Annotated in this window: 23 protein-coding genes and 1 other annotated feature; of the genes, 8 read left to right on the top strand and 15 right to left on the bottom strand. The window is 46.1% G+C overall.

From position 1 onward, the window contains the following. Positions 1-19 precede the first annotated feature (19 nt). Positions 20-1489 (top strand): trypsin-like peptidase domain-containing protein, encoded by a 1470-nt coding sequence (locus QZZ36_RS05640; RefSeq protein ID WP_295078155.1) that lies wholly within the window; start codon positions 20-22, stop codon positions 1487-1489. 73 nt (positions 1490-1562) lie between these two features. On the opposite strand, the gene QZZ36_RS05635 is transcribed toward QZZ36_RS05640, so the two are convergent. Further along, complete coding sequence (locus QZZ36_RS05635) at positions 1563-4184, bottom strand: valine--tRNA ligase (RefSeq protein ID WP_295078152.1); 2622 nt, start codon at positions 4182-4184, stop codon at positions 1563-1565. Positions 4185-4375: 191 nt separating this feature from the next. Further along, positions 4376-4615, bottom strand: a binding site (T-box leader). Between the two features lie 339 nt (positions 4616-4954). Here QZZ36_RS05635 and prfB point away from each other — a divergent pair. Then, complete coding sequence (gene prfB, locus QZZ36_RS05630; RefSeq protein WP_295078148.1) at positions 4955-6073, top strand: peptide chain release factor 2; 1119 nt, start codon at positions 4955-4957, stop codon at positions 6071-6073. Between the two features lie 163 nt (positions 6074-6236). On the opposite strand, the gene QZZ36_RS05625 is transcribed toward prfB, so the two are convergent. From QZZ36_RS05625 to gdhA, 4 genes are all read right to left on the bottom strand, one after another. Continuing rightward, positions 6237-6614 (bottom strand): DUF4363 family protein, encoded by a 378-nt coding sequence (locus tag QZZ36_RS05625; RefSeq protein ID WP_295078145.1) that lies wholly within the window; start codon positions 6612-6614, stop codon positions 6237-6239. Further along, positions 6611-7318 (bottom strand): DUF421 domain-containing protein, encoded by a 708-nt coding sequence (locus QZZ36_RS05620; protein ID WP_295078142.1) that lies wholly within the window; start codon positions 7316-7318, stop codon positions 6611-6613. Before QZZ36_RS05620 ends, QZZ36_RS05625 begins: the two co-directional genes overlap by 4 nt. 53 nt (positions 7319-7371) lie before the next feature. After that, positions 7372-7995, bottom strand: coding sequence for a cytidylate kinase-like family protein (locus tag QZZ36_RS05615; protein WP_295078139.1), 624 nt, complete (start codon positions 7993-7995; stop codon positions 7372-7374). A 251-nt stretch (positions 7996-8246) separates the two neighbouring features. Next, positions 8247-9614: an NADP-specific glutamate dehydrogenase gene (gene gdhA, locus QZZ36_RS05610; protein ID WP_295078136.1), complete on the bottom strand. Its 1368-nt coding sequence runs from the start codon at positions 9612-9614 to the stop codon at positions 8247-8249. A gap of 331 nt (positions 9615-9945) precedes the next feature. Between gdhA and QZZ36_RS05605 the strand changes: the two genes are divergently transcribed. The 4 genes from QZZ36_RS05605 to QZZ36_RS05590 all read left to right on the top strand — a co-directional run bounded on the left by QZZ36_RS05605 (position 9946) and on the right by QZZ36_RS05590 (position 12960). Then, positions 9946-10455, top strand: coding sequence for an HD domain-containing protein (locus QZZ36_RS05605; protein WP_295078133.1), 510 nt, complete (start codon positions 9946-9948; stop codon positions 10453-10455). Between the two features lie 27 nt (positions 10456-10482). Then, the gene (locus QZZ36_RS05600; RefSeq protein WP_295078130.1) at positions 10483-11748 is read left to right on the top strand and encodes an O-acetylhomoserine aminocarboxypropyltransferase/cysteine synthase family protein; all 1266 of its coding nucleotides are present in this window, start codon (positions 10483-10485) and stop codon (positions 11746-11748) included. A gap of 36 nt (positions 11749-11784) precedes the next feature. Next, on the top strand, positions 11785-12315 hold the full coding sequence (locus QZZ36_RS05595) for a flavodoxin domain-containing protein (protein ID WP_295078127.1): 531 nt from the start codon (positions 11785-11787) through the stop codon (positions 12313-12315). A gap of 162 nt (positions 12316-12477) precedes the next feature. Continuing rightward, the gene (locus QZZ36_RS05590; protein ID WP_295078124.1) at positions 12478-12960 is read left to right on the top strand and encodes a GNAT family N-acetyltransferase; all 483 of its coding nucleotides are present in this window, start codon (positions 12478-12480) and stop codon (positions 12958-12960) included. Positions 12961-13102: 142 nt separating this feature from the next. On the opposite strand, the gene QZZ36_RS05585 is transcribed toward QZZ36_RS05590, so the two are convergent. Both QZZ36_RS05585 and QZZ36_RS05580 read right to left on the bottom strand, forming a co-directional pair. Then, entirely contained in the window at positions 13103-14518 is a 1416-nt protein-coding gene (locus tag QZZ36_RS05585) for a sensor domain-containing diguanylate cyclase (RefSeq protein WP_295078121.1), read from the bottom strand. Positions 14519-14704: 186 nt separating this feature from the next. Then, positions 14705-16132: a GGDEF domain-containing protein gene (locus QZZ36_RS05580; RefSeq protein ID WP_295078118.1), complete on the bottom strand. Its 1428-nt coding sequence runs from the start codon at positions 16130-16132 to the stop codon at positions 14705-14707. Between the two features lie 360 nt (positions 16133-16492). On the opposite strand from QZZ36_RS05580, the gene QZZ36_RS05575 reads away from it, so the two are divergent. Beyond that, positions 16493-16696 (top strand): hypothetical protein, encoded by a 204-nt coding sequence (locus QZZ36_RS05575; protein ID WP_295078115.1) that lies wholly within the window; start codon positions 16493-16495, stop codon positions 16694-16696. A 133-nt stretch (positions 16697-16829) separates the two neighbouring features. Here QZZ36_RS05575 and QZZ36_RS05570 read toward each other — a convergent pair whose 3' ends face one another. The 3 genes from QZZ36_RS05570 to QZZ36_RS05560 all read right to left on the bottom strand — a co-directional run bounded on the left by QZZ36_RS05570 (position 16830) and on the right by QZZ36_RS05560 (position 20290). Beyond that, positions 16830-18089 (bottom strand): hypothetical protein, encoded by a 1260-nt coding sequence (locus QZZ36_RS05570; protein ID WP_295078112.1) that lies wholly within the window; start codon positions 18087-18089, stop codon positions 16830-16832. Between the two features lie 130 nt (positions 18090-18219). Continuing rightward, a complete protein-coding gene (locus QZZ36_RS05565; RefSeq protein WP_295078110.1) occupies positions 18220-19719 on the bottom strand; it encodes a hypothetical protein in 1500 nt (499 codons plus the stop codon). Positions 19720-19723: 4 nt separating this feature from the next. Further along, on the bottom strand, positions 19724-20290 hold the full coding sequence (locus QZZ36_RS05560) for a sigma-70 family RNA polymerase sigma factor (RefSeq protein WP_295078108.1): 567 nt from the start codon (positions 20288-20290) through the stop codon (positions 19724-19726). A 292-nt stretch (positions 20291-20582) separates the two neighbouring features. Between QZZ36_RS05560 and QZZ36_RS05555 the strand changes: the two genes are divergently transcribed. Further along, complete coding sequence (locus QZZ36_RS05555) at positions 20583-21428, top strand: Rossmann-like and DUF2520 domain-containing protein (protein ID WP_295078106.1); 846 nt, start codon at positions 20583-20585, stop codon at positions 21426-21428. Positions 21429-21481: 53 nt separating this feature from the next. On the opposite strand, the gene panD is transcribed toward QZZ36_RS05555, so the two are convergent. From panD to QZZ36_RS05530, 5 genes are all read right to left on the bottom strand, one after another. Then, on the bottom strand, positions 21482-21865 hold the full coding sequence (gene panD, locus QZZ36_RS05550) for an aspartate 1-decarboxylase (RefSeq protein ID WP_295078103.1): 384 nt from the start codon (positions 21863-21865) through the stop codon (positions 21482-21484). Positions 21866-21875: 10 nt separating this feature from the next. Beyond that, complete coding sequence (panC, locus tag QZZ36_RS05545) at positions 21876-22724, bottom strand: pantoate--beta-alanine ligase (RefSeq protein ID WP_295078099.1); 849 nt, start codon at positions 22722-22724, stop codon at positions 21876-21878. Between the two features lies 1 nt (position 22725). Then, positions 22726-23565, bottom strand: coding sequence for a 3-methyl-2-oxobutanoate hydroxymethyltransferase (gene panB, locus QZZ36_RS05540; protein ID WP_295078096.1), 840 nt, complete (start codon positions 23563-23565; stop codon positions 22726-22728). A 183-nt stretch (positions 23566-23748) separates the two neighbouring features. Then, complete coding sequence (locus tag QZZ36_RS05535; protein ID WP_295078093.1) at positions 23749-24711, bottom strand: hypothetical protein; 963 nt, start codon at positions 24709-24711, stop codon at positions 23749-23751. 357 nt (positions 24712-25068) lie between these two features. Continuing rightward, the gene (locus tag QZZ36_RS05530) at positions 25069-26106 is read right to left on the bottom strand and encodes a hypothetical protein (protein WP_295078091.1); all 1038 of its coding nucleotides are present in this window, start codon (positions 26104-26106) and stop codon (positions 25069-25071) included. Positions 26107-26314 lie beyond the last annotated feature (208 nt).

Raw genomic sequence — 26314 nt, 5'->3', positions numbered from 1 at the left:
GAAAAGGAAAGTGGATAATATGAGTGAGTACAATTACAATTTCAATAATAACGAAGATCAGCAGAACGGTGAGAGCTACAACGGCTTCAGTACAGATACTCCCGTTGCTGCAAAGAAAGAAAAAAAGCATTCATTCCTCAAGATCGCTGCATTCGTAGTTGCAATGGGAATCGTTTCCGCAGGCTCCATCGAGGGCTACCGCATATTCTCACGTGAGAATTCTCTCCGCAGCACAGCTACCGTTCAGGAAGCTGAGGATGATAACGGCAAGGATACAAAGGAAAACAGGAACGATACGCTTGCCGCTCAGGCTGTAAGCATCATAAAGCCCGAAGAGGTCGGCGGCAGCGCACTCTCCACCGAAGAGATCGTAGAAAAGATGATCCCCTCAGTAGTAGGTGTTGAGTCCACATTCTCCATGGAAGTACAGCAGTCGGTAAATCCTTTCTCCGACTTTGGTTTCGACGACTTTGGCTTCGGCGGATTTGACTTCGGTTACGGCAGCGGCAGAAACGGAAACAGCGGTTCTTCAACACAGGAGTACAAGGGTACCGGTACAGGCGTTATCATATCTGAAAACGGCTATATCGTAACAAACGCCCATGTTATCTATGACAGCGAATACGGTGCAGGCGAAGCAGACAGTGTTTCTGTTCTCCTTGAAAATGAAAAGACCTATGACGCTGAGGTAATCGGATACGACGTTGACTGCGACCTTGCAGTATTAAAGATAGACGAGACAGGCCTTACAGCCGCTGAATTCGGCAACAGCGACGAGTTGAAGCTCGGAGAATCCGTTATCGCTATCGGAAATCCTCTCGGCTTTGATCTGATGGACACAGTAACCGGCGGTATGATCTCCGGTCTCGGCCGTCACATTACAATCAACAACAAGGCGATGAACCTTATCCAGACCGACGCCGCAATAAATTCAGGAAACTCCGGCGGTCCTCTTATCAATAAGTACGGTCAGGTCATCGGTATCAATTCTTCAAAGATGTCCTCATCATACGGTTCGTCTGAGGCTTCCATCGAGGGTATCGGATTTGCTATCCCCTCAAATGCAACGGCAAGCATCATTGATGATCTTATGAAATACGGCTATGTTACAGGCAAGGCACAGCTGGGAATCTCCTGCCGCAATGTTACTGAGACAGCTTCACAGATGTACAATCTCCCTGTAGGAGTATTCGTAGCAAAGGTCAATGAAGGCAGCGCAGCTGAAAAGGCAGGTATAAAGGAAAACGATATAATCGTTTCCTTCAACGGTCAGAAGATAAAGTCGGATTCCGACCTGCTTGCTGAACTGAACGCTTTATCCGCAGGCGACAAGGTAGAGGTAACAGTCGTAAGAAACGGTGATGAAAAGACCTTGGAGATCACACTTGAAGAAAAGACTCAGGAAAAGTCAAAGAAAAACAGCGATTCCGAGGCAGACGAAGAAGAGGAAACAACTCAGAAAAAGCGCAGATCAGAAACAGATAACTAAGTATCTTCATTTTCAACTCCTTTATAATAATAAAATAAGAAAAAGCTCCCGTTCTGGGAGCTTTTTCTTTGTATCACTTTCTGAATGCTGCGATAGACTGCTCTATCTTGGCCATTTTTTCTTCAGCCTTTGCAAGCTTTGCCTTTTCAGCGTCTATGAGCTGAGCCGGAGCCTTTGCGATAAATCCCTGATTATTCAGCTTTCCGCTGAGGAAGTCGATATCCTTCTGGACCTTTGCCTTTTCCTTTTCAAGACGTGCTATCTCCTTTTCACTGTCAACAAGCTCGTCCATAGGAATGAATATACGAGCCGAGTCTGTAACAGCGTTTGCGGAATCGGGGATATCGAACTTATCACCTGTCTCAACTGCGGAAGCGGAAGCGAGCTTCTCGAAAAATACCGCGCAGGAGTTGAAGAGCTCCTTGTCGGCGGTCTCGATGAAGAGCTTAGCCTTTACAGACGGAGGTACGTTCATTTCTGTACGTGTATTTCTTACAGCCTTGATAGCCGAGATTATCTTCTCGAATGCCTTCTCCTCGGCATTGAAGTCGATGGAAGCGTCATAGGTCGGATATGTTTCGAGGATTATCATGGACTTCTCGTTTGTGAGTACCTGCCATATCTCCTCAGTGATGAACGGCATGAATGGGTGAAGAAGCTTCAGCATACCCTGCATAGCCCATACAAGAACAGCCTGAGCCTTTGCCATTGTCTCGCCGCCTGCCTGTATACGTGGCTTTGTGAGCTCGATATACCAGTCGCAGAATACGTCCCAGATAAAGTCGTATATCTTCTGTGAAGCAACGCCCAGCTCATATCTTTCAAGGTTCTCGCCTACCTCCTTTGCAAGCTGATTGAACTTGTTGACCAGCCACTTGTCCTCTAATTCAAGCTCTGCGGGAAGTCCAGTGAACTCAAAGTCCTCCGGGAGATTCATCATAATGAAACGTGAAGCGTTCCAGAGCTTGTTTGCGAAGTTACGGGCAGCCTTTACCTTGTCGTCGATATAGCGCATATCGTTTCCGGGAGAGTTGCCTGTAGCCAGCATGAAGCGGAGAGCGTCAGCGCCGTACTCGTTGATGACTTCAAGAGGGTCGATACCGTTTCCGAGAGACTTGGACATCTTGCGTCCCTGCGCGTCACGAACGAGACCGTGGATAAGAACTGTATCAAAAGGAACCTTGCCCATGTTCTCCAGACCGCTGAACATCATTCTTATTACCCAGAAGAATATGATATCATAACCTGTTACAAGGGTATTTGTGGGGTAGAAGTATTTAAGGTCCTCTGTATTCTCAGGCCAGCCGAGAGTTGAGAATGGCCACAGCGCCGAGCTGAACCATGTATCGAGAGTATCTGGATCCTGTCTCATGGGCTTTCCGCACTTGGAACAAACCGCGCTGTTCTCCTTTGTAACTACCATTTCGCCGCACTCGTCGCAGTAGAACGCGGGTATCTGATGTCCCCACCAGATCTGACGGGAGATACACCAGTCCTTGATATTTTCCAGCCAGTGGAAGTATATCTTGTCGAAGCGCTCCGGAACGAACTTTGTATCGCCGTTCTTTACAGCCTTTATAGCCGGCTCTGCAAGGGGCTGCATCTTAACGAACCACTGAGTTGATACCTTAGGCTCTACGGTAGTTCCGCAGCGGTAGCAGGTACCTACGTTATGGCTGTACTCCTCTATCTTTACGAGAGCGCCTTCCTTTTCGAGATCCTCAACTATCTTCTTTCTTGCCTCATAGCGGTCCATGCCTGCGTATGCGGGATAATCGTCGTTGATAGTGGCGTCGTCGTTCATTACGTTTATAACGGGCAGATTATGACGGAGACCTACCTCAAAGTCGTTGGGGTCGTGAGCAGGAGTTATCTTAACTACGCCGGTACCGAAATCCATTTCAACGTAGTCATCTGCAACTATCGGTATCTCACGATGTACGATAGGAAGTATCACTGTCTTGCCAACAAGAGCTGTATAGCGCTCGTCCTTTGGATTTACTGCAACAGCTGTATCGCCGAGGAGAGTTTCCGGACGTGTTGTAGCCAGTTCAAGGTAACCGTCGCTGTCCTTTATCTTGTAGCGGAGGTGCCAGAAATGACCAGCCTGATCCTCATATGTTACCTCAGCGTCGGAAAGCGATGTGCGGCACTTGGGGCACCAGTTGATTATACGCTCGCCTCTGTAGATGAGACCTTTTTCGTAGTACTTTATGAATACTTCCTTTACAGCCTTTGAGCAGCCCTCGTCCATAGTAAAGCGCTCACGTGACCAGTCGCAGGAAGAGCCCAGCTTCTTGAGCTGTTCAACGATACGTCCGCCGTACTGCTTCTTCCACTCCCATGCACGCTTCATGAAGCCCTCACGTCCCAGGTCCTCCTTGGTAACGCCTTCCTTGCGCATAGCCTCAACTATCTTTGCCTCTGTAGCGATAGCGGCGTGGTCGGTGCCGGGAAGCCAAAGTGCGCTGTAGCCGCTCATTCTCTTCCAGCGGATAAGGATATCCTGCAGCGTCTCGTCGAGAGCGTGTCCCATGTGGAGCTGTCCTGTTATGTTCGGAGGGGGTATAACTATAGTGTAGGGCGTTTTCTTGGGATCAGCCTCTGCACGGAAGCAGCCCTTGTCGTTCCATGCCGCATAGATACGATCCTCAAAGTCCTTGGGATTATAAGCCTTTGCAAGTTCCTTTGCCATCGTGATCAATTCTCCTTTAGAAATCATTTTTCGGTCATGAGTTGAGAGTTGAAAGCGGAGAGTTGAAAGTTATTGTATCTGTTTCCGCAGATCTATTTAAATATTCCGTCTTTGACGGCACCATAACTCTCAATTCTCAACTCTGAACTCTCAACTTACAATAAAAAAAGTCCGCCAAAGCCGCATTGTCGGCTCAGGGCGAACGATTGTCCGTGTTACCACCTGAATTCGGGAATATGCTCCCGCACTCTGCGAGGTCGCAAAACCTCTTCCCCTGTAACGTGAGGAACACGCCGCATACTACTGAGCCTGAGCCGTTGGCACGCGAAGCTCCGAAGCTACTTCCGCAGGTTCGTCATACTGCCTTTCACCGCCCGGCAGCTCTCTGAAAATCGGGGGTCCTGCGTACTCCTCTTCATCATCGCCTTTGAATACTTTACTATTATACACGATAAAATCCTGTTTGTCAAGACCAAAAAAATTAGTAGTGAACAGAAAGTAGAGAGTAGTAGAGGCGGATATTATCCGCCCGTGTCCCGTAACCGTTATGTATGCCGAAACCATGTGTAGGGAACGGCGCCCCCGCAGTTCCGCGAAACATATTACGTAACAAATGGAACGCCGAGGGCGGCGTTCCCTACTTAGTTCTTAGCTCTTAGTCTTAACAGCTAAAGGCTAAAAAATGCCCGTAAAAAAATCGAATTTCCACTTGCGTTCAGTCCAAAACTATGATATAATGTATGTATCTATGTTTGAAAGGATTTGAAACCATGATAATACTTGACGAACTCAGAGTCGAAATGACCGGCTACCGCAAAGAAATGGCGGAGCTTGCAGACGTCCTGAATATAGAAGCCGCAAAGAAAAGAGTTGCGGAGCTTGGTGACGAGACCGCAAAGGAAGGCTTCTGGGACGACCTTGAAAACTCCCAGAAGGTTCTGAAAGAGCAGAAATCCCTTGAAAGAAAGATCGAGAAGTTCAACAAGCTCAACGACAATCTTGAGGATATCATAACTCTTATCGAGCTTTCCATAGAAGCCGAGGACGAAAGCGATATCGAAGAGATAAAGAACGAGTCTGAGTCCTTCAAGACAAAGCTGGAGGACGAAAAGCTCTCTACCCTGCTCACAGGCGAGTATGACAACGCAAACGCTATCCTCACCTTCCACGCAGGCGCAGGCGGCACCGAGGCTCAGGACTGGGCGGAAATGCTCTACCGTATGTACAACCACTGGGCTGAACGCCACGACTTCAAGGTGGAACTCCTTGACTACCTCGACGGCGACGACGCAGGTATGAAGTCAGCTTCCATACTTATCGAGGGTGACAACGCCTACGGCTATATGAAGTCTGAATCGGGAGTTCACAGACTTGTGCGTATCTCTCCATTTGACGCTTCCGGAAGAAGACACACCTCTTTTGCCGCTCTTGAAGTTATGCCCGAAATAGATGACTCCATCGAGGTGGATATCCGTCCAGAGGACATTGAAATGGAAGTATACCGTTCAAGCGGCGCAGGCGGTCAGAAGGTAAACAAGACCAGCTCTGCCGTACGTCTTATCCATAAGCCCACCGGTATCGTAGTTTCCTGTCAGACACAGCGAAGCCAGTACCAGAACAAGGACTACGCAATGAAGATGCTCCGTTCAAAGCTCATTGAGATCAAGGAGCGTGAACACCTCGAAAAGATCGAGGATATCAAGGGCGTTCAGAACCAGATAGCATGGGGCTCGCAGATACGCTCATATGTATTCATGCCGTACACACTTGTAAAGGATCACCGTACAGGCTTTGAAAACGGTAATATACAGGCTGTTATGGACGGCGACCTTGACGGCTTTATAAATGCTTACCTGAAGTCTCTTTCACACGGAACACTTGAAAAGTAAGCTGAGAGTCAAGAGTGGAGAGTTGAGAGTTTTTTCCTAAAAACAAAGGGAACTTTCGACTGTACAGTCATAAACTAAATATGCATAGTAAACTACAGGGCGGAACACTCCGCCCTTTTTTATATCTTGCCGTAAATGGCAACTCGGCTCTCTGCGCTTTCAGCTAAAAGATACTGGTAAGGCTCGGCGTTTCGCCGCTTTTCAGCATTTCAAGCAGTTCCCTGAGCTCTGCGAGACCGGCTTTCAGCTCTTCGCTGTCATTATCCGCAAGCCTGACTATCCTTGCGCTTATCCTGTCCGCTTCCACCAGCTTGTCGTATTTCAGCAGCACAGAAGCCTTGTCACGGAATCTCTCCCACTTTCTGTTAAGCTCATCTGTTCCGTCTGCAAGTATCTCACACTCACCATTTTCCGCAGCAATGCTCAGTCTGTTGATATCGAAAAGCATTTCATCACAGCGGCGGTTCACCCATGAACTCATAAAAGCGCTTGCGAGCACAAGAAGTAAAAGCACGCCTGCACTGATCCTTACCCTTGTCATTTTTTACCTCCGAGAAACAATATTTGCGGCGTACTTCCCTGCTTGTCCGCCACAAAGCATTTTCCTGAGCTGTCAACGGTCATTATAAAAACGTCCCTCAATTTTATATTGTATGCTCCAAGAAGCATCTCAATGGTACTTCTGCTCAATTTCAAGGACTGCATAGCCTTTCCCACGAAAATCCCGTCCGAGATTATAAGCACCGGCGGATCGGCAATATCCGCAGCTATGCCGGTATCGCTCCGTGTCGGGGTATCCTCGGTCTGCTTTTTCATTACGGAAACGCTGCCTGTTGTTTCGACGATAGCGAACTGCACTTCATCAAGGTCAAATATATCCTTGCTTCTCAGAGCCATGAGCAGGTCGTCCACAGAGAAGCGCAGTTCCCGCATGACATCACGTTCAATACAGCCGTCCCTGATAATTATTTTCGGACTTCCGGAAATAAGTCGCCTGAGCCTGGGAAAGCGAAGGTCAGCCCATGAAACTATGACCTCAAAGCACACAAGGGACAGTATCGGCGTAACACCGACTATAACGGGGATATTGACATCTTCTATGGGAAGAGTGGCTATATTTGATACAAGTATGGTTATCACCAGTTCCGAGGGCTGAAGCTCTCCGAGCTGACGCTTTCCCATTAGTCTCACAGCGAATATTACCAGTAAATAAAGCATTAAAGAACGAATAAGAACAACGCACATGAAAACAGCTCCTTTACGGTTATTCTTCCGCAAAGGAGCTTTATTATACTTTATCAGTCCTTAAATCGTTCATTGTACTCCCGATAAGCCTTTACTATGATCTCGGCGCAGAGCTCGTCTCCGAGCACTCCGCTGTTAAGACAGAGGGAATACTGATCCTTGTCCTGCCAGACTCTGCCGGTATTGACATTATAGAATGTCTCACGCCGCTTGTCAGCCTTCTTCATTATAGACTCAGCCTTGTTCTCACCGACACCGTATTCTGATACCGCACGCTTGACACGGTACGCAGGGTCAGCATAGATATATACATTGAAGCAGCCCTTTTCCTCAAGGATATAGCTGCCGCATCTTCCAACGATAACGAAGCTGTTTTCTTTTTCGGCGATCTCATTGATGATACGGCTTTCCATAAGGAACACCTTATCTGAAAGAGGAAGATTCTCCTCCATAGTTCTTGCAGGGTTTGCTGACAGGAGCAGCGAATAGAGAAAGCTTGTAGGGACATTCTCCTCTGCGTTTTCAAGATATTCGGGAGCAATACCGCATCTTTCGGCTGTCATTTCAAGTATCTGCCTGTTATAGCAATTGATTCCGAGTTTATCCGCAGCGAGCTTGCCGATTATACTGCCGCCGCTTCCGTATTGTCTTTCGATAGTAATTATGTTTTTTTTCATTAGTTGATTACCCCCATGGCAAAATTCTTATTACAAATATTGATATAATAACTATATTTTACATTATATCACATTTTGCACATATTTCAACCTCGTCAACGATAATAATTGTTTAAATAGTTAAAATTCTATGTTTTCACCAATTCAAAGTATTATTAATTGTGCATTATATAAAAAGTCTCCCGTCGGATATTACAACGGGAGACATTCTTTACTTTACTGCTGTTACTGACAGATCGTATCAGTATCAATCAAACGCAGCCCTGAGCCTTCATTGCTTCAGCAACCTTGAGGAAGCCTGCAATGTTAGCGCCTGCCATATAGTTGCCGGGCATACCGTACTCCTTGGAAGCCTCATCGCAAGCCTTGAAGATAGACTTCATGATGCCGTGGAGCTTATTGTCAACTTCTTCAAATGTCCAGCTGAGTCTCTCGCTGTTCTGGCTCATTTCAAGACCTGATGTAGCAACGCCGCCAGCGTTTGCAGCCTTAGCGGGACCATAGAGAACACCGTTTGAAAGGTATGTCTCGATAGCGTCAGGATTTGAAGGCATATTAGCGCCCTCAGCTACAGCGTAACCGCCGTTTGCAACGATAGCCTTAGCAGCGTCACCGTTGATCTCATTCTGTGTAGCGCAAGGAAGAGCGATGTCAAGCTTGATGCTGCCTGCGTTGCACTTGAGTGTCCAAACGCTGCCCTCGTGGTACTCAGCGTTCTTGTGTGAAGTTCTGCCGATGTACTCCTTGATACGGCCGCGCTCAACCTCCTTGATCTGCTTAACGAGATCAAGCTCGATTCCGTCGGGATCGTAGATATAACCGTTTGAATCGGAAAGAGTAACTACCTTAGCGCCGTACTGTGTAGCCTTCTCTGTAGCATATATAGCAACGTTTCCTGAACCAGAGATAACAACTTTCTGATCCTTGAAGCTCTTGCCGTTAGCAGCGAGCATCTCGTTTGTGAAGTAGCAGAGACCATAGCCTGTAGCTTCTGTTCTTGCGAGTGAACCGCCGTATGTAAGACCCTTACCTGTAAGAACGCCAACGAACTCGTTGCGGAGTCTCTTGTACTGACCGAACATGAAGCCGATCTCTCTTCCGCCTGTTCCGATATCGCCTGCGGGAACGTCGCAGTCAGCGCCGATGTGTCTGCAAAGCTCTGTCATGAAGCTCTGGCAGAAACGCATGATCTCAGCGTCGCTCTTGCCCTTGGGGTCGAAGTCGGAACCGCCCTTTGCACCGCCCATAGGAAGTGTTGTAAGGCTGTTCTTGAATACCTGCTCAAAACCGAGGAACTTGATGATTCCGAGGTATACTGAGGGGTGAAGTCTGATACCGCCCTTGTAAGGTCCGATAGCAGAGTTGAACTGTATTCTGAAACCTCTGTTTACCTGTACCTTGCCGTTGTCATCGACCCAGGGTACACGGAACATAACCTGTCTCTCAGGCTCAACGATTCTCTCGAAAACGCCTGCATCGATAAGATCCTGTCTCTTTTCAGCAACAGGCTGAAGTGTTTCAAGAACTTCTGTAACAGCCTGGATGAACTCAGGCTCGCCGGGATTTCTCTTCTTAACTGTTTCTAATAAATCGATAAGATACTGATTTTTTAACGCCATTGTTAAAAAACCTCCTTTGTTAAATTCTGCATTGACCGCAGTACAATATTGATTATAGCACTACTGTGCTGATTTTGCAATACTTTATTGCTGTGAATTTGCAAATTTCTTCGTTTTAATCCCCAACGCACAAATTTAAAGCATAAGTTTGTGCATACTGTCTATATTTTTTTCAACAATCTCCCCTCCATGTCCCGGCTGTTCCACACTGTTTTTGGTAATGCAAGCAGTTTTTTTGGAATTTATATTGATTTTTTATTGATTGTATTGTATAATATTCATAACGGCATAACCGTATAATGAGAGGGAATCATTATATAAGGAGACCAGTATGATGTTAAAAGCGATATGCTCATCAAAGGAGCTCACAGGAAACAGCTACTATGACTGCGTAAAAGATATAATAGACTGTCAGCAGCTGCAGGAGCTCAAAGCCATCACACACCATGTCTCTACCACTCGTTTTCAGCATTGTCTCAATGTTTCATACTACAGCTACATAGTCTGCAGAAGATTCAGCCTTAACGCCCGTTCAGCCGCAAGGGCCGGACTTCTCCACGACCTTTTCTACTATGACCGCAGAGAGTACAACTCCACAAAGTCCAGGGGGCAGGCTTCCCACAGCAGGAAGCATTCAATGGAGGCCTGCGCGAACGCTGCGGAGGTGACCGATATCACAATGCTCGAACGGGACATGATAGAAAAGCATATGTGGCCCGCCACAAGACCGATGCCGAAATACAAGGAGACATACATAATCACTATTATAGACAAATACTGCGCTGTCCTTGAGTTCTGCGTGCCAAAGGTACAAAGGATAGTACGAGGGAAAGCACAGTAACATATATTTAACGGAGGTACCCCAACAATGAAGATTGAAACCAAATGCCTGCACGCAGGCTACACCCCAAAGAATACCGAGCCGAGAGTAGTCCCTATCGTACAGAGCACTACTTACGTCTATGATTCAACAGACGATGTTGCGGCTGTATTCGATGATCCTACCAAGAGCCTTATCTATTCACGCTTTGAGAACCCCACAGTTATGGCGGTTGAGGAAAAGATCAACGCCCTCGAAGGCGGTATCGGAGCCATGTGTACTTCCAGCGGCCAGGCAGCTTCTCTTCTCTCTCTCCTGAATATCCTGAAGGCAGGAGACAGCTTCATTTCCGCAGCTACTATCTACGGAGGCACTGTCAACCTCTTTGCGTATACCCTCAAAAAGCTGGGTATCGAGTGCATATTCGTTGACGCAGACGCTCCCGAAGAGGAGATACAGGCAGCTTTCAAGCCCAATACAAAGGCTGTTTTCGGCGAGACCCTCGCCAATCCCGCACTGGCTGTATTCGATATCGAGAAGTTCGCAAATATCGCTCACAAGAACGGTGTTCCGCTCATCATCGACAACACCTTCCCCACCCCTATACTCTGCAGACCCTTCGAGCACGGAGCTGATATAATCGTTCACTCCACAACAAAGTATATGGACGGCCATGCCGTACAGGGCGGCGGAGTTATCGTTGACTCAGGCAATTTCGACTGGACAAACGGCAAGTTCCCGGAATTCACAGAGCCCGACGAGAGCTATCACGGAACGGTATATACAAAGACATACGGCAAGGCAGCCTATATCATAAAGGCAAGGATGCAGCTCATGAGAGACTTCGGCTGCTATCCTTCAGCACAGTCCGCATTCTACCTTAATCTCGGTCTTGAAACGCTCCATATCCGTATGAAGCAGTACTGCGAGAACGCAATGAAGGTAGCCGAGTATCTCGAATCCAGCGAAAAGGTTGAATCCGTAAACTACCCCGGACTCGCAAGCAATAAGTATCACGAGCTCGCAAAGAAGTATCTCCCCGACGGTACAAGCGGAGTTATATCCTTCATTATCAAAGGCGGCAGAAATACAGCCATTAAATTCATGGATTCTCTCAAGCTTGCTTCAAACGAAGTTCACGTTGCGGATATCCGTACCTGTGTACTCCACCCCGCAAGCGCGACCCACCGTCAGCTCACAGACGAACAGCTCGTTGCCTGCGGAATAAACGGAGGACTTATCCGTTTCTCAGTAGGTCTTGAAAATGTTGACGACATAATCGACGATCTCAAACAGGCATTCGCAGCTATCTAAATACACTAAACAACTTTACAAACTGAGGTATCAATTATGAAAACGATCGTAGTATATTCTTCACAAACAGGTTTCACTCAGAAATATGCCGAATGGCTCGCAAAAGAACTCAACGCAGACACAATGACAATAAAGGAAGCTTTCAAGAAGGACGACAGCTTCTTTGATCAGTACGACGCCGTGATCTACGGCGGCTGGGTATCAGTTGAAAAAATACACAAGGCTGACTGGTTCACCAAGCACATCGCTGCATGGAAGAACAAGAAGCTCGCTATATTCGGAGTGGGTTCAAGTCCGGCGGGTTATTCCGGCGTACAGGCACTTTTGGACAGATCTCTTACCGCCGAGCAGAAAAAGTACGCAAAGGCATTTTACTGCGAGGGCGGATTTGCATATGAAAAAATGTCACTTGGCACAAGAATGCTGATGAAGGCATACGTGGCAATGCTCAAAAACAAGAAAGGCAATACTAAAGAGGAGACCGAAAGGGCTGAATATATCTCCCACTCCTTTGACAGCACAGATCCCAAATACATCAAGCCCATAGTGGCATATATAAACGGATAAAATCAAAAGCCGGCGAATTAAGGACATTACTTAAATAAAAATATTAAGCCATAGTATTTCTGATCTATCGTCAGAGGTACTATGGCTTTTATATTGACAATGCAGCGGTGTTGTGCTAAAATCATTACTAACATAAACCAAATCAGAATTTAGAGGTGTATTATGATATTTGAAAAAGCAAATACAGAGGATATAGCAGATTTAGTTGCGTTAAGAATCGCTTATTTATCAGAGGATTACGGTGAGATACCACAGGACAAAACAGCATTGATCGCGGATAAGCTCCCTGACTATTTTCAAAAGCACCTCGATCATGATCTGTTTGCATTTGTATGCAGAAATGAAAATACCATTGCAGGCTGCTGCTTTCTATATATATCAGAAAAGCCTTCCAATCCTACTTTTATCAACGGGAAAACAGGTGCGGTTCTGAATGTATATACCAAGCCGCAGTTCCGGAAACGAGGGATCGCGGGAGAGCTTATGAAATTACTTCTTGCAGAAGCCCAGGATCATAGTCTGGACTATGTGGAACTGAAAGCGACAGACGCAGGATATCCCCTTTACAGATCGTTGGGCTTTGAAGATGTCGTTTCAAAATATCATGACATGAAATACATCATTGATAGCCGTAATAACTTCTGATTTAACTGAACAGGAAAAATACGATGCCCCGAAGTGCATTAAAACGCTTCGGGGCAAAACTTCTGTATGGATATCCGTCATGTACACCGGCTCTTTTATTATACGATACATAAAAAGCTGACTTTGCGAAGGTGGCTGAACGTCACTTGCGTTTACGCTCCGGGAATTTACTGTAATAGCGGTCCTTGTCGGCGTACATTCTTTCATCGGCAGTACGCATCGCAAAACGTATATCGCCGCCCTTGTCATCATAATAGCCGCCTATGGCAAAGCTGATATTGTCAGGATCTTCCGAATCCTTTCTGAGCTTTTCAATACGTTCCTCTATGACGTCCTCCGGTACATTAACGGCGATAATCATGAATTCGTCGCCGCCTGCACGGTAGATATCACTGTCGTAGAACATCTCACTGAGCTTTGAAGCCGCATTTTTCAGGAGCCTGTCGCCTGCTCCGTGACCTTCCGTATCGTTCATTATCTTCAGACCGTTCAGGTCGGCGAAAACAACACTGTATGACCTCGGCATAGGGTCTGTACCTGCAATATACCTGTCTACCCTGTTGTTCATAGCGTTACGGTTATATATACCTGTCAGCAGGTCTATGGAGCTCATTATCTCCAGACGTTTCAGGAGCTGATAGTTGGCTATCTCAGACGCGATGAAATATGTGGTGAGTTCAAGAGTTTCCTTTATTTTTGAGGCTTTTGACTCGTCGAAATTGATCGCCCAGATATATCCGAGTGTTTCGCCGTTATAATTCAGCGGGAAAAGCACGAGACTTGTAACGTCTGCGTCTGCGAGCGACTGATGCCACAGCGGATTGCGTGATTTGAGTATATCCATATCCTGACTGTCCTGAAGAATAAGACAGTTGCTGCCGGCGATAGTATCGTTCCATGTTTTTACTACTTCAAAGAAAGATTTGTCCGATTCATAATTGTCTATAGAGTTTCTTGCGTCGTCAGGAGTGGATTCCGCAAGCACCGAACAGGTGCCTTCCTTGAAATCGGTGAGCAGCAATGCACATTTCTGAGCGCCGCTGAGCTTGCAGATATCTTTAATAACGTCATTTATAGCCTGTTTAAAATCATTGCTTCCGCGGAGCTTTATACAGGTCTCAAGTACGCTTGAAGCAGTTGACGCGGAAACGTGTGTCATTATCTCGGTGTCCGCTTCCATAGTTATATCCAGAGTATATGAACAGTAGCCTATATTGGGATCGTCTGACTCCACCGGCATGATGTACTGATTGAGCCAGCAGGCAAAGCGTTCCGGTCTGAGGTAGGTATGAATAGGCTTTTTTTCAAAAGCGCAGCGGTAGCAGGTCTGCTCAAAATTCAGATCCTTTGGGATATACTTTTCATAAGGAGAATTCGGAACAAATTTATTGTTGAGCATATGAGCAGAAGCGCCGTTGAAGGGATTCTCTATAGAGTCGATATATGGCTTGTTACCTGCAACGATACGTATATTTCCATAACCGCCGTTAGGGAACTTTTCTACGGAGATAATGCAAGTGGTAAGTTCAAAGCCGTTTACAAAATCCTGATAGTTCATGGCAACTCCTTTCAGCCATAGTGAATTAACGCAGAAGAGATGTACCGGAACGGCACATACTGAAATATGGCATATTATTTCTGCATTTATATTATATCATATAATTTTTGCGATGTCCAGTGAATTTTATGTTAATAATGCAAGAAGCTCCCTCGTCTGTGAGGGAGCTTAAATAATATATTTTATTTATTTGCGCTTGCGTTCGGGGAATTTAGCATAGTAACGCTCCTTGTCCGCATACATTCTTTCATCTGCGGTACGCATTGCTACACGGATATCCTCTCCCTTGTCATCGAAGAATGTTCCGAGGGCGAAGCTGATACTGTCCGGATCTTCCGATTCCTTTCTCAGCCTTTCCACGCGGTCTGTGATGAGCTGTTCAGGCATATCGACAGCGATTATCATGAATTCGTCTCCGCCTGCGCGGTATATCTCACATTCAGGGAATACCTCCATGAGCTTCAGAGCTGCGTTTTTCAGCAGAGTATCACCTGCGATATGTCCGTTGTTATCGTTTGCCTGCTTCAGACCGTTGAGATCGGCAAATACAACACTGTAGCAGTTCGGCTTGGGATCCTGCTCGGAAACGAAGCGTATGATACGGTTATTCATGGCGTTACGGTTATAGGTGCCGGTGAGCTGATCTACCGAGCTCATTATCTCAAGCTTGTTGAAGAGCTGATAGTTCGATATCTCGGAAGCGAGGAAGAAGGAGGTTATCTCAAGTATCTCCTTGATCTTCATGGTATTGTTGACATCAAAGTTTATTGCCCATATATAACCGAGAAGTATATCATTATACTCCAGCGGGAACAATACGAGGCTGTCTATGTCCGCTCCCTGCATCGACTCGAACCATACAGGATTGCGCTCCTGCAGTACGCCCATATCATACTTATCCTTGATGATGAGGCAGGTACTTCCCGCGATGGTCCCCTTCCAGGTTTCTACTATATCATAGAAGTTATCGAAGCATTTTTCGATATAATCTTCCATAGGTATAACGTGTACCTCCGGAGCGGAAGACTGACAGAGCACTGAGCATCTGCGCTCCTGCTCGTCTGTAAGCAGTATACAGCTGAGCTTTGCGCCGCAGATAGAACGGATGTCATCTATTACCTCTTCCATGGTATTCTTGAAATTCTTTGTTCCTCTGAGCTTGATACAGGTCTCAAGGACAGCAGAAGAAGTCTCTGCGGAAAGATTGGACATCATTCCCGAATCAGCCTTTATGGTTACCTGCTGCGAATATGAGCAGTAAAACTTGTTAGGTTCATCAGATTCAAGGGGCATAAAATACATATCCAGCCAGAATGAATATCTGTCGGGATGGATATACTCATGAGAAGGCTTTTTCAGGACGGCACAGCGGTAGCATTTGTCCTCAAAATTGAGATCTTTCGGGATATAGTTTTCATAGGGTGAGTCGGGAATGAACTTATTGCTGACCATCTGATTTGCGATCATGTTATTCTTGGTATCTTCAATAGAAGCAACATAAGCTCTGTTTCCCGCAACAAGACGGATGTTTCCGTAATGACCGTTAGGTAATTTTTCTATTGAGATTATACACGTCATATTTGAGAATGTATCTACAAATGCTTGAAAATCCATAAAAAGACTCCTTCCATAGACGAGTTTTTAACACGCCTTTACTCCTGTTATATTATATCATAAATTTATATAAATGTCCAGTTAATTTTATGTGAATGCAATAAAGATGAATGATTTCCGAAAGGGAGGAAAACACATTTGAGCATTTTATTTGCAATTTTATGTTAATATATTTTTCTGTATTCTTGCCTGTATTTTATCATATTAGGCAAATATTTATTAAAATATAAAAACTTTATTACAAATGCACAATTAACAGTTTCAAATTTTGTAATAAAAATAAATTGAACCATTCCGTCCGATGTGATAAAATTAGAGTAGAATTTATGTTGAAAATTTCAGAAAAAGGAGGGAAATTCTATGGACCCGGTTTTTATTGTCATGGGCGTCGTTTTGCTGGTCGCAGTTGCTGCAATAGTCTTTTTTACCACCAGGCATAAACAGCAGGCTGACGCCACTTATTATCAGGAGCAGATAAGAAGAGGAGAGGAACGTCAGAAGCAGCTTGCCGAGCAGGAGCGCCAGAAGCGCATGATGCAGCGTGAACGTGCAAGCAGACAGTAGTAAGCGGTCTTGATATCTGTTCTGTGCCGGGGCGAAAGCCCCGGATTTTTTGGTCTGTTCCGTCTTTCGCTTTTATTTTGCCGCACAATTCAAAAAGCCGGCTTCCTTAATGGAAACCGGCTTGTCTTTTGATTTACTTCTTTTCTACAGCGTTCCTTATATCGCCTGCAAGGTCGCCGCTACATCTGAACCATTCGATATTATGGCCGCTCTTTACTTCGTCCATATTGATACAGATCTTTCTGTCGCCCTCAGTACGGAACCTGTATTTCGCACATGAAACCACTGTATCGCTTCCGCTGACGATATTTATGATATAGTAGCCTCTTGTGCTGTTGCACATAATGATGACATGGTCATATGTCCTGTCGCTCTTTGCAGTTATCTTTGGATTTCCGCCGAGCTTGTAGCACTTGGCAATATCTGCGCCTGTCTTCTGTGAGGGTATCTCGCTCTCATTCGTTATCTTGGTATATTTGCGTGAATTCAGAAGATTTATAGCGCCTGCTGTGTTCTTTTCTACCTTGAACGCTCCATAGTTCGGTATCTCGAATGAGCCGAAGGAATCGCCTGCGTCCTCCGGATAAAGCGTCATGTTTTCAGGATGATAATACGGCGACATATTGAAATAAAGCTCTGAATCATCAAGGATCGAGAAATCGTCCTCGCTTACGACCATTCCCATACCGAGGATATCGGAAATATTTGACTCCATATAGTTATAGTCGATCGCATAGTTTGTTATTTCAGGAGATATGAGCTTGATCGTGTTCGAGCTGCCTGACGGCTCGTACTCATATGCTGAGTGGATATAAGTGAGGCTCGATGTATCCTTTCTAAGCGAGATGAAGTCTATCTCATCGCCTTTCTTTGCCATGAACTGGATAAACTGATCGTTTGCGAGCCATGGCGGAACATCTCCGGACACGTTTTTCGGCTTCCATTCGCATCTGTTGAAGAATTCAGCAAGTCTGATACGCTTTTCATCGCTGTAATTCTTTCCGTAGCTGAAGCTGTAGTTCTGACTTCCTGCGGAGAATGTGAGCAATTCGCTTTCGCTGCCGCCATAGGAATAATCACCGTTATATCCGGCGTCATAGAAATCTCCGAAGGGAGCTGCATTATCGCGAGTTTCATCAGTTGTATCTTCAGTCGTTGCGGTTTCTGTTGTGGAAGCTTCTGTTGTAGTAGCTTCGGCAGTTGTAGTTTCTTCAGGCTCTTCCGTAGTTTCCTCGTCAGCGGTAGTATCCTCGGAAGTAACCTCTTCATTTCCGGTATCCGAGGCAGCTGGTTCAGTAGTGCCTTCTGTACCGTTATTTGATGATCCGCTGCAGGATGAGCAGCAGAAAACTGCTGTAAAAACAGCAAGGAGCAAAGCAGTAATTTTTTTCATATTACTTCACCATCCCAACATAGTGTATTATTGTAAAGTAATTATATCATATATTATGTTGAAATTCAAGGTATATTTTGTTAACAAAGAACGCCGCCTTTTGTGAAAAAGGCGGCAAGAAGTTTAATTATTATGAAAGGACAGCTGATATTTTCTGTACTATATCAGGATCGCTGCAAAAATAGATAAGGCTTTCTTCCAGGAAAGCATAAGGCACTCCTGAGTATGACTCATAGTATTTGCCGTTACTTTCGGTAAATCTTACCGAGCTGAACATTGCGAACGGCTGCTCGTTATAGGCAATTATCATAGAGAGATAACTGTCGGTGGTCTTAGCGGTGAACTGAACACTGTTTTCATTCGGTACCATGGGATATTTGTCTGATTCCTCGCAGCGTCTCCATTCACATTCACTGAGGATAGCTGCTATTTCCTTAGCCTGTTCATCTGAGAGACTGTTGTTGTACAGTATCTCCGCCATGTTGCTCATGCCTTCGCTGCCGTCAGGGCGTGTGCAGATCGCGGCTATATCCATTTGTGTATAATCCTGATTCTGTCCATCTACACAATATCCCCAGTTATTCTCGGTGAAGAAGCGTTCGTCGGTAAAGCTTATGTCCGATGCAGGAGTATAAGCTGTCGTCTCCTCGGTCTCTTCTGTGTCATCTGCAAGAATATCCTCAATAGTTGATGTGAAGAGGTCATAGTCTACCTTCCAGCCCTCAACTGATATTTTATCATCCGTCATAACGAGCTGTCCGTATTTTTCCGCGTAATGGAAATGGGTGTAATTAATTATACCTGTTCCGTCTTTCAGAGTGTAAAAGCCCAGATACCTTACCTCATCGTCGCTCTGCCAGCAGAAGCAGTATTTACAGTCACTTTCTTCTTCGTTAAAGAATTTGAATGACGAGTATTTTGACAAGGATTCAGGAGTAATTTTTGAATCGTCAACAGCTGACAAACTGTCCTGCGGCTCAAATGTTACAGTTGCTATTGAGCCGATATAGGGGGTCCCGTCTTCATCGTTAAACTCAAACTGAGAATCGCTGTAATCATAATTATTGAAGAACTCCGCAAGCTTTTCGCGCTTGTCGGCGCTTATTTCCTTTCCGCCCACAAGCCCGAAATAGCTCTTTATTTCTTCTGTTTCGTCGATGAGTACCTGAGACAAAGTGTCATTCTGTATCCTGTTGATTATATCCTGCCTGCCTTCATCACTGAGATCGCAGAGCTGATATTCCAGCTCGGCAAAATCGCCGAATGGTGCGATCTTTTTCTGATCCTGCTGAGCTGTGTCCTCCGCTCCGGCGTCTGACGCAACATTGGCTGCGCTCCTGAAACGCTTCATTGCAAAGGCTCCGCCTGTAATGCCGCCTGCTATCAGGACTGCCGCGGCGGCTGTGCTGACTATCCTCTGCCATACCGGTCTTTTATATACTTCAACGCCACTGACGGTATTCTCACCATCCTCAGGGAGCTCGCTGAAATGCTTATTGAACTTTCCTTCGCTCATACTGAATATTCTCTCCTTTTCACTTTCATCAGCGGGAGGAAATTCCGAAGCCAGTCTGTCAATTACGCTCTGCCCGGTATCTTCAAGTACATCGAACTCTTTTTTTAAATTCATGACATCACCTTCCTTCGCCGATATCCGTGAGCAGCTTTTTCAGCTTGTCCATTGCGCGGCTTGTCCTTTTCCGCACCGCGGCAGGCTTCATACCCACCATACCGGCTATATCCGCGGAATTCCTTCCGTAGTAGTATTTCTGTATTATTATCGTGCTGTCGGGTTCACCGAGGGACCTTACCGCGTCAAGGAGAGCATGACCTGTTTCCGCTCTTTCGGCAAGCTCGTCAACTCTTTCGTCAGAGGAGAGCTGCATAGCCTCGTCACCGTCGATAGACAGAGTATCGGCTTTCTTTGAGCACAGCCTGCGGAACATATCTATACTGCGCCGTTTGGCGATAAATGCTATAAAGCCCTTTATATCGCCGCTGTATGCGCTGTTCGAGTTGTATTTTATAAATACATCCGAGAAAACGTCGCTGACGCATTCGTCGATATCCTCCCTTGAAGCGCAGCTTCTCAGGCGATTGAAGACTATCGTATAGACATAGCTGTAGTATTCGTTGAAAACAAGCCTGTGGGCTGTCTGCGGAGAGCTTTTCAGGAGCTCCCTTACCTGCTGGTCGGTCATTTTATTCCTCCATGATACCGCGCAGCACTGCTGCGAAGCATTCAAATGCATTTGTCACGCTCTGTTATATATACTCGGAAGTGAAATAGGAACTGTGACTATGATAGCATATTTTTCGGACAAATTCAAGAATAAATACATACTGCCGTATCTTCCGCGCAAACGAAAGACTGTATCATTTTATGAAAATAGTATGATTTTTGATATATAACATATATAATTGCTTGTATAATAAATAATGTTGTGCTATAATTTTTAGGAATTATGAATCAGCTTACAGGAGGATATTAAAATGAACATAGGATTTATCGGCGCGGGAAAGGTCGGCTTTTCCCTCGGCAGATATTTTGCCGAAAACGGGATACCACTGTCCGGTTATTACAGCCTTCATGTGCAGTCTGCCGCCGAGGCTGCAAAATTCACTGGCAGCGAGGTATATTATGAGCTTGCAGATATAGTCAGGGACAGCGGCGTTATCTTCATAACGGTGCCTGACACTTCTGTGGCGGAGGTCTATGAGAGCATAAAGGAAATGGGGATAGAGGGAAAATGTATCTGTCACTGCAGCGGAGCAATGTCCGCGGAAGAGACATTTCCTGATATCAGCGAATACGGCGCAAGCGGCTATTCCATACATCCCCTGTTCCCCATAAGCAGCAAGTATGAGTCCTTCAAGGAGCTGCAGAGCGCTTTCTTCTGCATAGAGGGAAGCGAAGAGCATCTCGGCGACTGGGAAAAGCTTTTCGGAAGGCTCGGAAACGATATCAGGATTATTCCGGGCAGTATGAAGAGCGAATACCACGCAGCCTGTGCCATATCAAGCAATCTGGTATGCGCTCTTGCGGCAAAGAGCCTTTCACTCATGAAAAAATGCGGATTTTCAGAGACTGAGGCACTCAAAGCCTTTGAGCCGCTGATAATGAGCAATATCAGGCGTATACTGGCAGTAGGTCCGCAGGAGGCACTGACCGGCCCTGTGGAAAGAAACGACATTGAGACCGTCGCAAGGCATATACAGTGCATGGATAATGATACCGACAGGGAAATGTACCGGGCGGTTTCAAGGAAGCTGGTCGAAATAGCTCAGTATAAGCACCCTGAAAATGATTATTCTGAAATGAAAAAGCTTTTGAAATAACAGTAAGTCCGGAAGCGGTGACATTTTATCGCTCCCGGACTTTTTCTGTATCATTACATCAGTAATCCATGCTTTTCATAATCGGCAACTCTGATTATTTCGTTTCTTTCGCCCACAAAGACTACCTTCGGGCGGTGAGCCTTTATTTCTGCCGGTGTAATCGCCGCGTAGGACATGATTATCACCGGGTCGCCCTTCTGTCCGGAGCGTGCCGCCGCTCCGTTGAGGCATATAACTCCGCTGCCGCGCCTGCCTGCTATAACGTAGGTCTCTATACGGCTGCCGTTGTTTACATTGACTATATGTACGTGTTCATATTCGTAAAGTCCTGCGGCTTCCATGAGCTCTTCGTCTATAGTGACGCTGCCGACGTAATTCAGTTCAGCCTGAGTTATAACAGCGCGGTGTATCTTGCTTTTGAGTATTGATATTTCCATTGCAGCCTCCTCATACGTCCTCTGTGAAGAAATTGTCTATAAGGCGTGTACTGCCGATATATACCGCTATGGCGCAGAGCGCGGGACGGTCGAGAGTGCTTATCTGCTGCATCGTATCGCAGTCAACTATTTTTACGTAGTCGGTACGGGCAAGGGGCTCGGCATCTATATGCTTTTTCATGGCGGAGATTATGACCGAGCAGTTTTTCTCCCCTTTTCTGACCATATCCGCTCCGAGAGCTATTGCCTGTGAGAGCACGGGAGCAGCCTTCCTTTCGGCTTCACTGAGATAGGTGTTCCTTGAGCTCCTCGCAAGTCCGTCGGCTTCGCGGACTATGGGACAGCCGATTATCTCTATATCCATATTCAGGTCATCTGCCAGGTGCCTGATAACAGCAAGCTGCTGTGCGTCCTTTTTACCGAAGTAGGCACGGTCAGGCTGTACTATATTGAACAGCTTCGATACCACGGTGCATACTCCCCGGAAGTGTACGGGACGGCTAAGACCGCAGAGCTCCTCTGTGAGAACAGTCATATCAACAAAGGAAGAGAAGCCTTTATGATACATTTCCTCAGGCTCAGGAGCGAATATGATATCGCCGCCGTGAGCTTCAACGAGCTGTGCGTCATGTTCAATATCACGTGGATAGCTTTCAAGATCCTCCGCCGGACCGAACTGCATGGGATTTACGAAATCCGATACCACTGTCCTGTCATTGTCCCTGTGTGAAGCATCGATAAGGCTTGCGTGTCCCTCGTGGAGATAGCCCATTGTAGGGACAAGCCCTACGGTAAGTCCCTGAGCTCTCCATTCCTTTACCTGTCTGCGCACTTCATCTATAGTTTTTACTATCCTCATATCAGCCACACTCCTTCATAAGCTGTTCTATCACATCTTCTTCCGCGGAGTAGGTATGCTCCTCCGAGGGAAAAGCTCCCGACTTCGTTTCAGAGATGTATTCCGAAATGCCTTTGCGCATGAGGGCTCCCGCATCTGCAAAGCGCTTTACGAATTTTGGCGTGTGACCTGTTGACAGTCCGAGCATATCCTGATATACCAGCACCTGTCCGTCGCAGCCGCTGCCAGCGCCGATACCGATAGTCGGGATAACAAGCTTTTGTGTGATTATCTCCGCAAGCTTTGAGGGGATACCCTCAAGCACAACCGCGCAGGCGCCTGCCTCCTGTATTTCCAGAGCGTCGTTTATGAGCTTCCTTGCTTTGTCAAGGCTTCTGCCCTGTACCCTGAAGCCGCCGAAAGCGTTTACCGACTGCGGTGTAAGTCCGAGGTGAGCAACAACAGGTATTGAAGCGTTTACGATCGCCCGTATCTGCTGACATACCTCAGCGCCGCCCTCCAGCTTTACAGCGTTCGCGCCGCCCTCCTTTACAAGTCTGCCGGCGTTGATGACGGCGTCCCGGACGTCTGTCTGGTAGGACATGAATGGCATATCGGCTACGATAAAGGCGTTTCTTGCTCCCCGTGATACTGCGGCGGTATGATGTATCATATCCTCCATAGTGACGGGAAGCGTGTTCTCATAGCCAAGCATCACCATACCGAGGGAATCCCCGACGAGTATGGCGTTGACGCCGCATTCGTCCATGATAGCGGCTGTGGTCGAGTCATAGGCAGTAAGCATCGTGATCCTGTCGCCCGATTGCTTCTGCTCAAGCAGAGTTGAGACCGTGTTTTTCATATTCAGTTTTCTCCTTAAAAGATGTTACCTTTCTGAAAGCTCAGATAAGATACATTGATATTATATCAGCAGAATATGAATAATATGTTAACGGGCAGGAGTTTTTCGGATATGCTTTGAAATTTCATATACTAATACAAATGCCTCCCGCAAGGGAGGCATTTTTTTGTGATATACTGTCTATCAAGCCTGATCCGGTATGATAATAGCTCCGTTGAGGCTGAGGTTGCGCAGGAATATAAGTCTTGCCTGACCGATACATTCCGGCTTCACCATGTAATAGAGGTAGTGTTCCATAAGATTGAACATATCAAAGGTCCTGCCCTCTATCTTGAACTGGTTGAAGCCCATGGGAACATACTTGTTCCATATATCATCAGGAGTTATGTGTGTGCTGAGAGACTGTATGTCATAAAGGCTCCTGTGCTCACACTTACATTCAAATACAGCCTTTGCCTCCGGGTGCTCCTTTGCGAACCTGTCAGAATCAAAGGGAGCATTGGGGTATTTCCTTACGTGGTTGGCATAGGCTATCTGCTCGGTGCCTATTGTCTGATAGTGGAGAGAACGGTTCACGCAGCCGGGATTGCAGCAGGCGTTTACAAGTATCTCGCACTTTTCCTTGTTGGGTATCTTTTCGAGGATATCGAACTTGTTGTTGAGGTCGTAATCGAGGACAACTATATGGTAATCCTTTTCGACTTCCTTGTAAAGAGTTTCCGGGTCGGTTATTCTTTTGCAGGTGGAGCTTGTGAGCTTGAAGCCGGGATAGTTCTTTCTTATGTAGTCCTCAAGTATGGGAGATACCACGATACATTCATTCATTCCGTTGTCGGCGATGTGCATTACCATATTGCAGAATTCATCGCTGAGATGCTTCTTTTCGAGCATGGGGTTGGTGAAGGTAAAGCGGAGTGGTATGCCCTTGCTGTTGAAATGCTTGGTAACTCCCCTGACAAAGTCCTTCTGGCACATACCGTGCATAACCCGTCCGCCGTTCCAGAGTGAAGGCGGGAATATGCCATATATTGACGCTATCTCAACTCCCTCGCGGAAGAGTTCGGGGCTGTTTTCGAGCATAGAGAGAAATACGACGTTGAATTTAAAAAGCCTTGCAAAATCAGGCAGATGGAACCTTACTTTCATTGGTTGTCCTCCTTAATACTTGCCATATATCACGGCAGAAATAATAAGCATATTAATTATATCATAGTTTTTCAGAAATAGCAAGGCACGCGGAGAAAAAGCAGCCGTTTTTTAGTTGTATACAGCTCCTGAAATAAAAAAAGACGCCGCAAAAATAAATTCTGCGGCGTGTCCTTTTATCATGTTAGATCTTGATTATCCGCGCTTTTACCGAGATGTGCAGATATCAAGCGGGTAAAAGGGGTAAAAGAGGATAAGGGGATTGGGATTGGATTGTGAAGTGACCTGCCCTTCGGGGAATACCTTTGCAGGCAAGGGCAAATCATATATGAATCAGTTTTTCAACTGTTCATTTAATTATTCAGCAGCCTCAGCTGTCTGAGCACCAGGTATATTGAAAGCACCTGCTGCGATTGCTGCGCTGAGTTCGTCCTGACCTATCTTGATGTGAGTCGGTCCCTTGGGCGGCTCAGGCTTAGCAAGCTCCTCGTGTACAGGAGGAACGGGCGGCTCAAGCTTCTCAGCATTCTCGTCCTCTACAGGAGGAACGGGAGGTGTAGGAGGCTCAGGCTTCTCAGCGTTCTCGTCCTCTACAGGCGGAACAGGAGGAGTCGGAGGCTCCGGAGCAACGTGCTTGAAGTGTACGTCAGCGTGGATATCCTTAGCATTAAGGATCTGCTCCTTAACTTCGTCATCTATGAAATCGATCTTGTCCATATCGATCATGCCACGAATCTCAGCAAAGAGGTCTGTAAGATCAATGTGAACAGGTCCGAGAGGCTTAGCGGGCTTCTCAGCTTCCTCAGACTCAGCGTCCTCAGATGCCTCTGTAGCGTCCTCTGCGTCCTCAGCTTCCTCAGCTACAGGAGGAACAGGAGGAACGGGCTTCTCATTTGCATGGAAGTGAATATCAACTTTCTCGATCTGATCCCAGTTCTCGATGATTGTATCGTTGAGGATCTCTAAATCTGTAGCCTCGATGAAGCTGCGGATCTGCTCAAGAATATCTGTTACATCAACAATAACAGGAGGAACGGGAGCTGTAGGAGCTTCAACCTCTTCCTCAGCAACAGCCTCTTCAGCATCTGTTGTTTCTTCTTCAACAACTGCTTCCTCAACTACTGCTTCCTCAGCTACTGTCTCTTCAGCAACAGTTGTCTCTTCTTCAACAACTGCTTCTTCAGCAGCATCTTCTGCTGTCTCTTCAGCAGCATCGTTTGTAGCGATAAAGATGAGTTCTTCAGCTTCTTCAGCAACTTCTTCGATAGCTGTTGATACAACAGATTCAGTAGTTGCTTCTTCGTTTGCCTCAGCTGCGAAAGCGCTGATGCTTGTTGCTGATGCCATAACTGACATTGCAGCGATTGCAGCGAGAACACGGTTCTTGTTTCTCATTTGAATTACTCCTTTAAATTATATTTCTCCTTTTGGAGATATAAGCTTTATTTGCTTTACATAAACAGGATACGAAAAGGGATTTTAAAAAGCGGGGTAATTATGAATTTTTTTTGAAAAAAATGAGATATTTTTTTGAATTGCCCGTATAAGGCTTAAAACAGAAGAAAGGCACTGCTGAGCAGTGCCTTTCTTCTTATCGAAATTC

The sequence above is a fragment of the Ruminococcus sp. genome (assembly GCF_016287535.1).
Taxonomy (GTDB): Bacteria; Bacillota; Clostridia; order Oscillospirales; family Ruminococcaceae; genus Ruminococcus.
The sequence above is the reverse complement of the archived record's forward strand: the minus strand, read 5'-3'. Positions and strand labels throughout refer to the sequence as shown.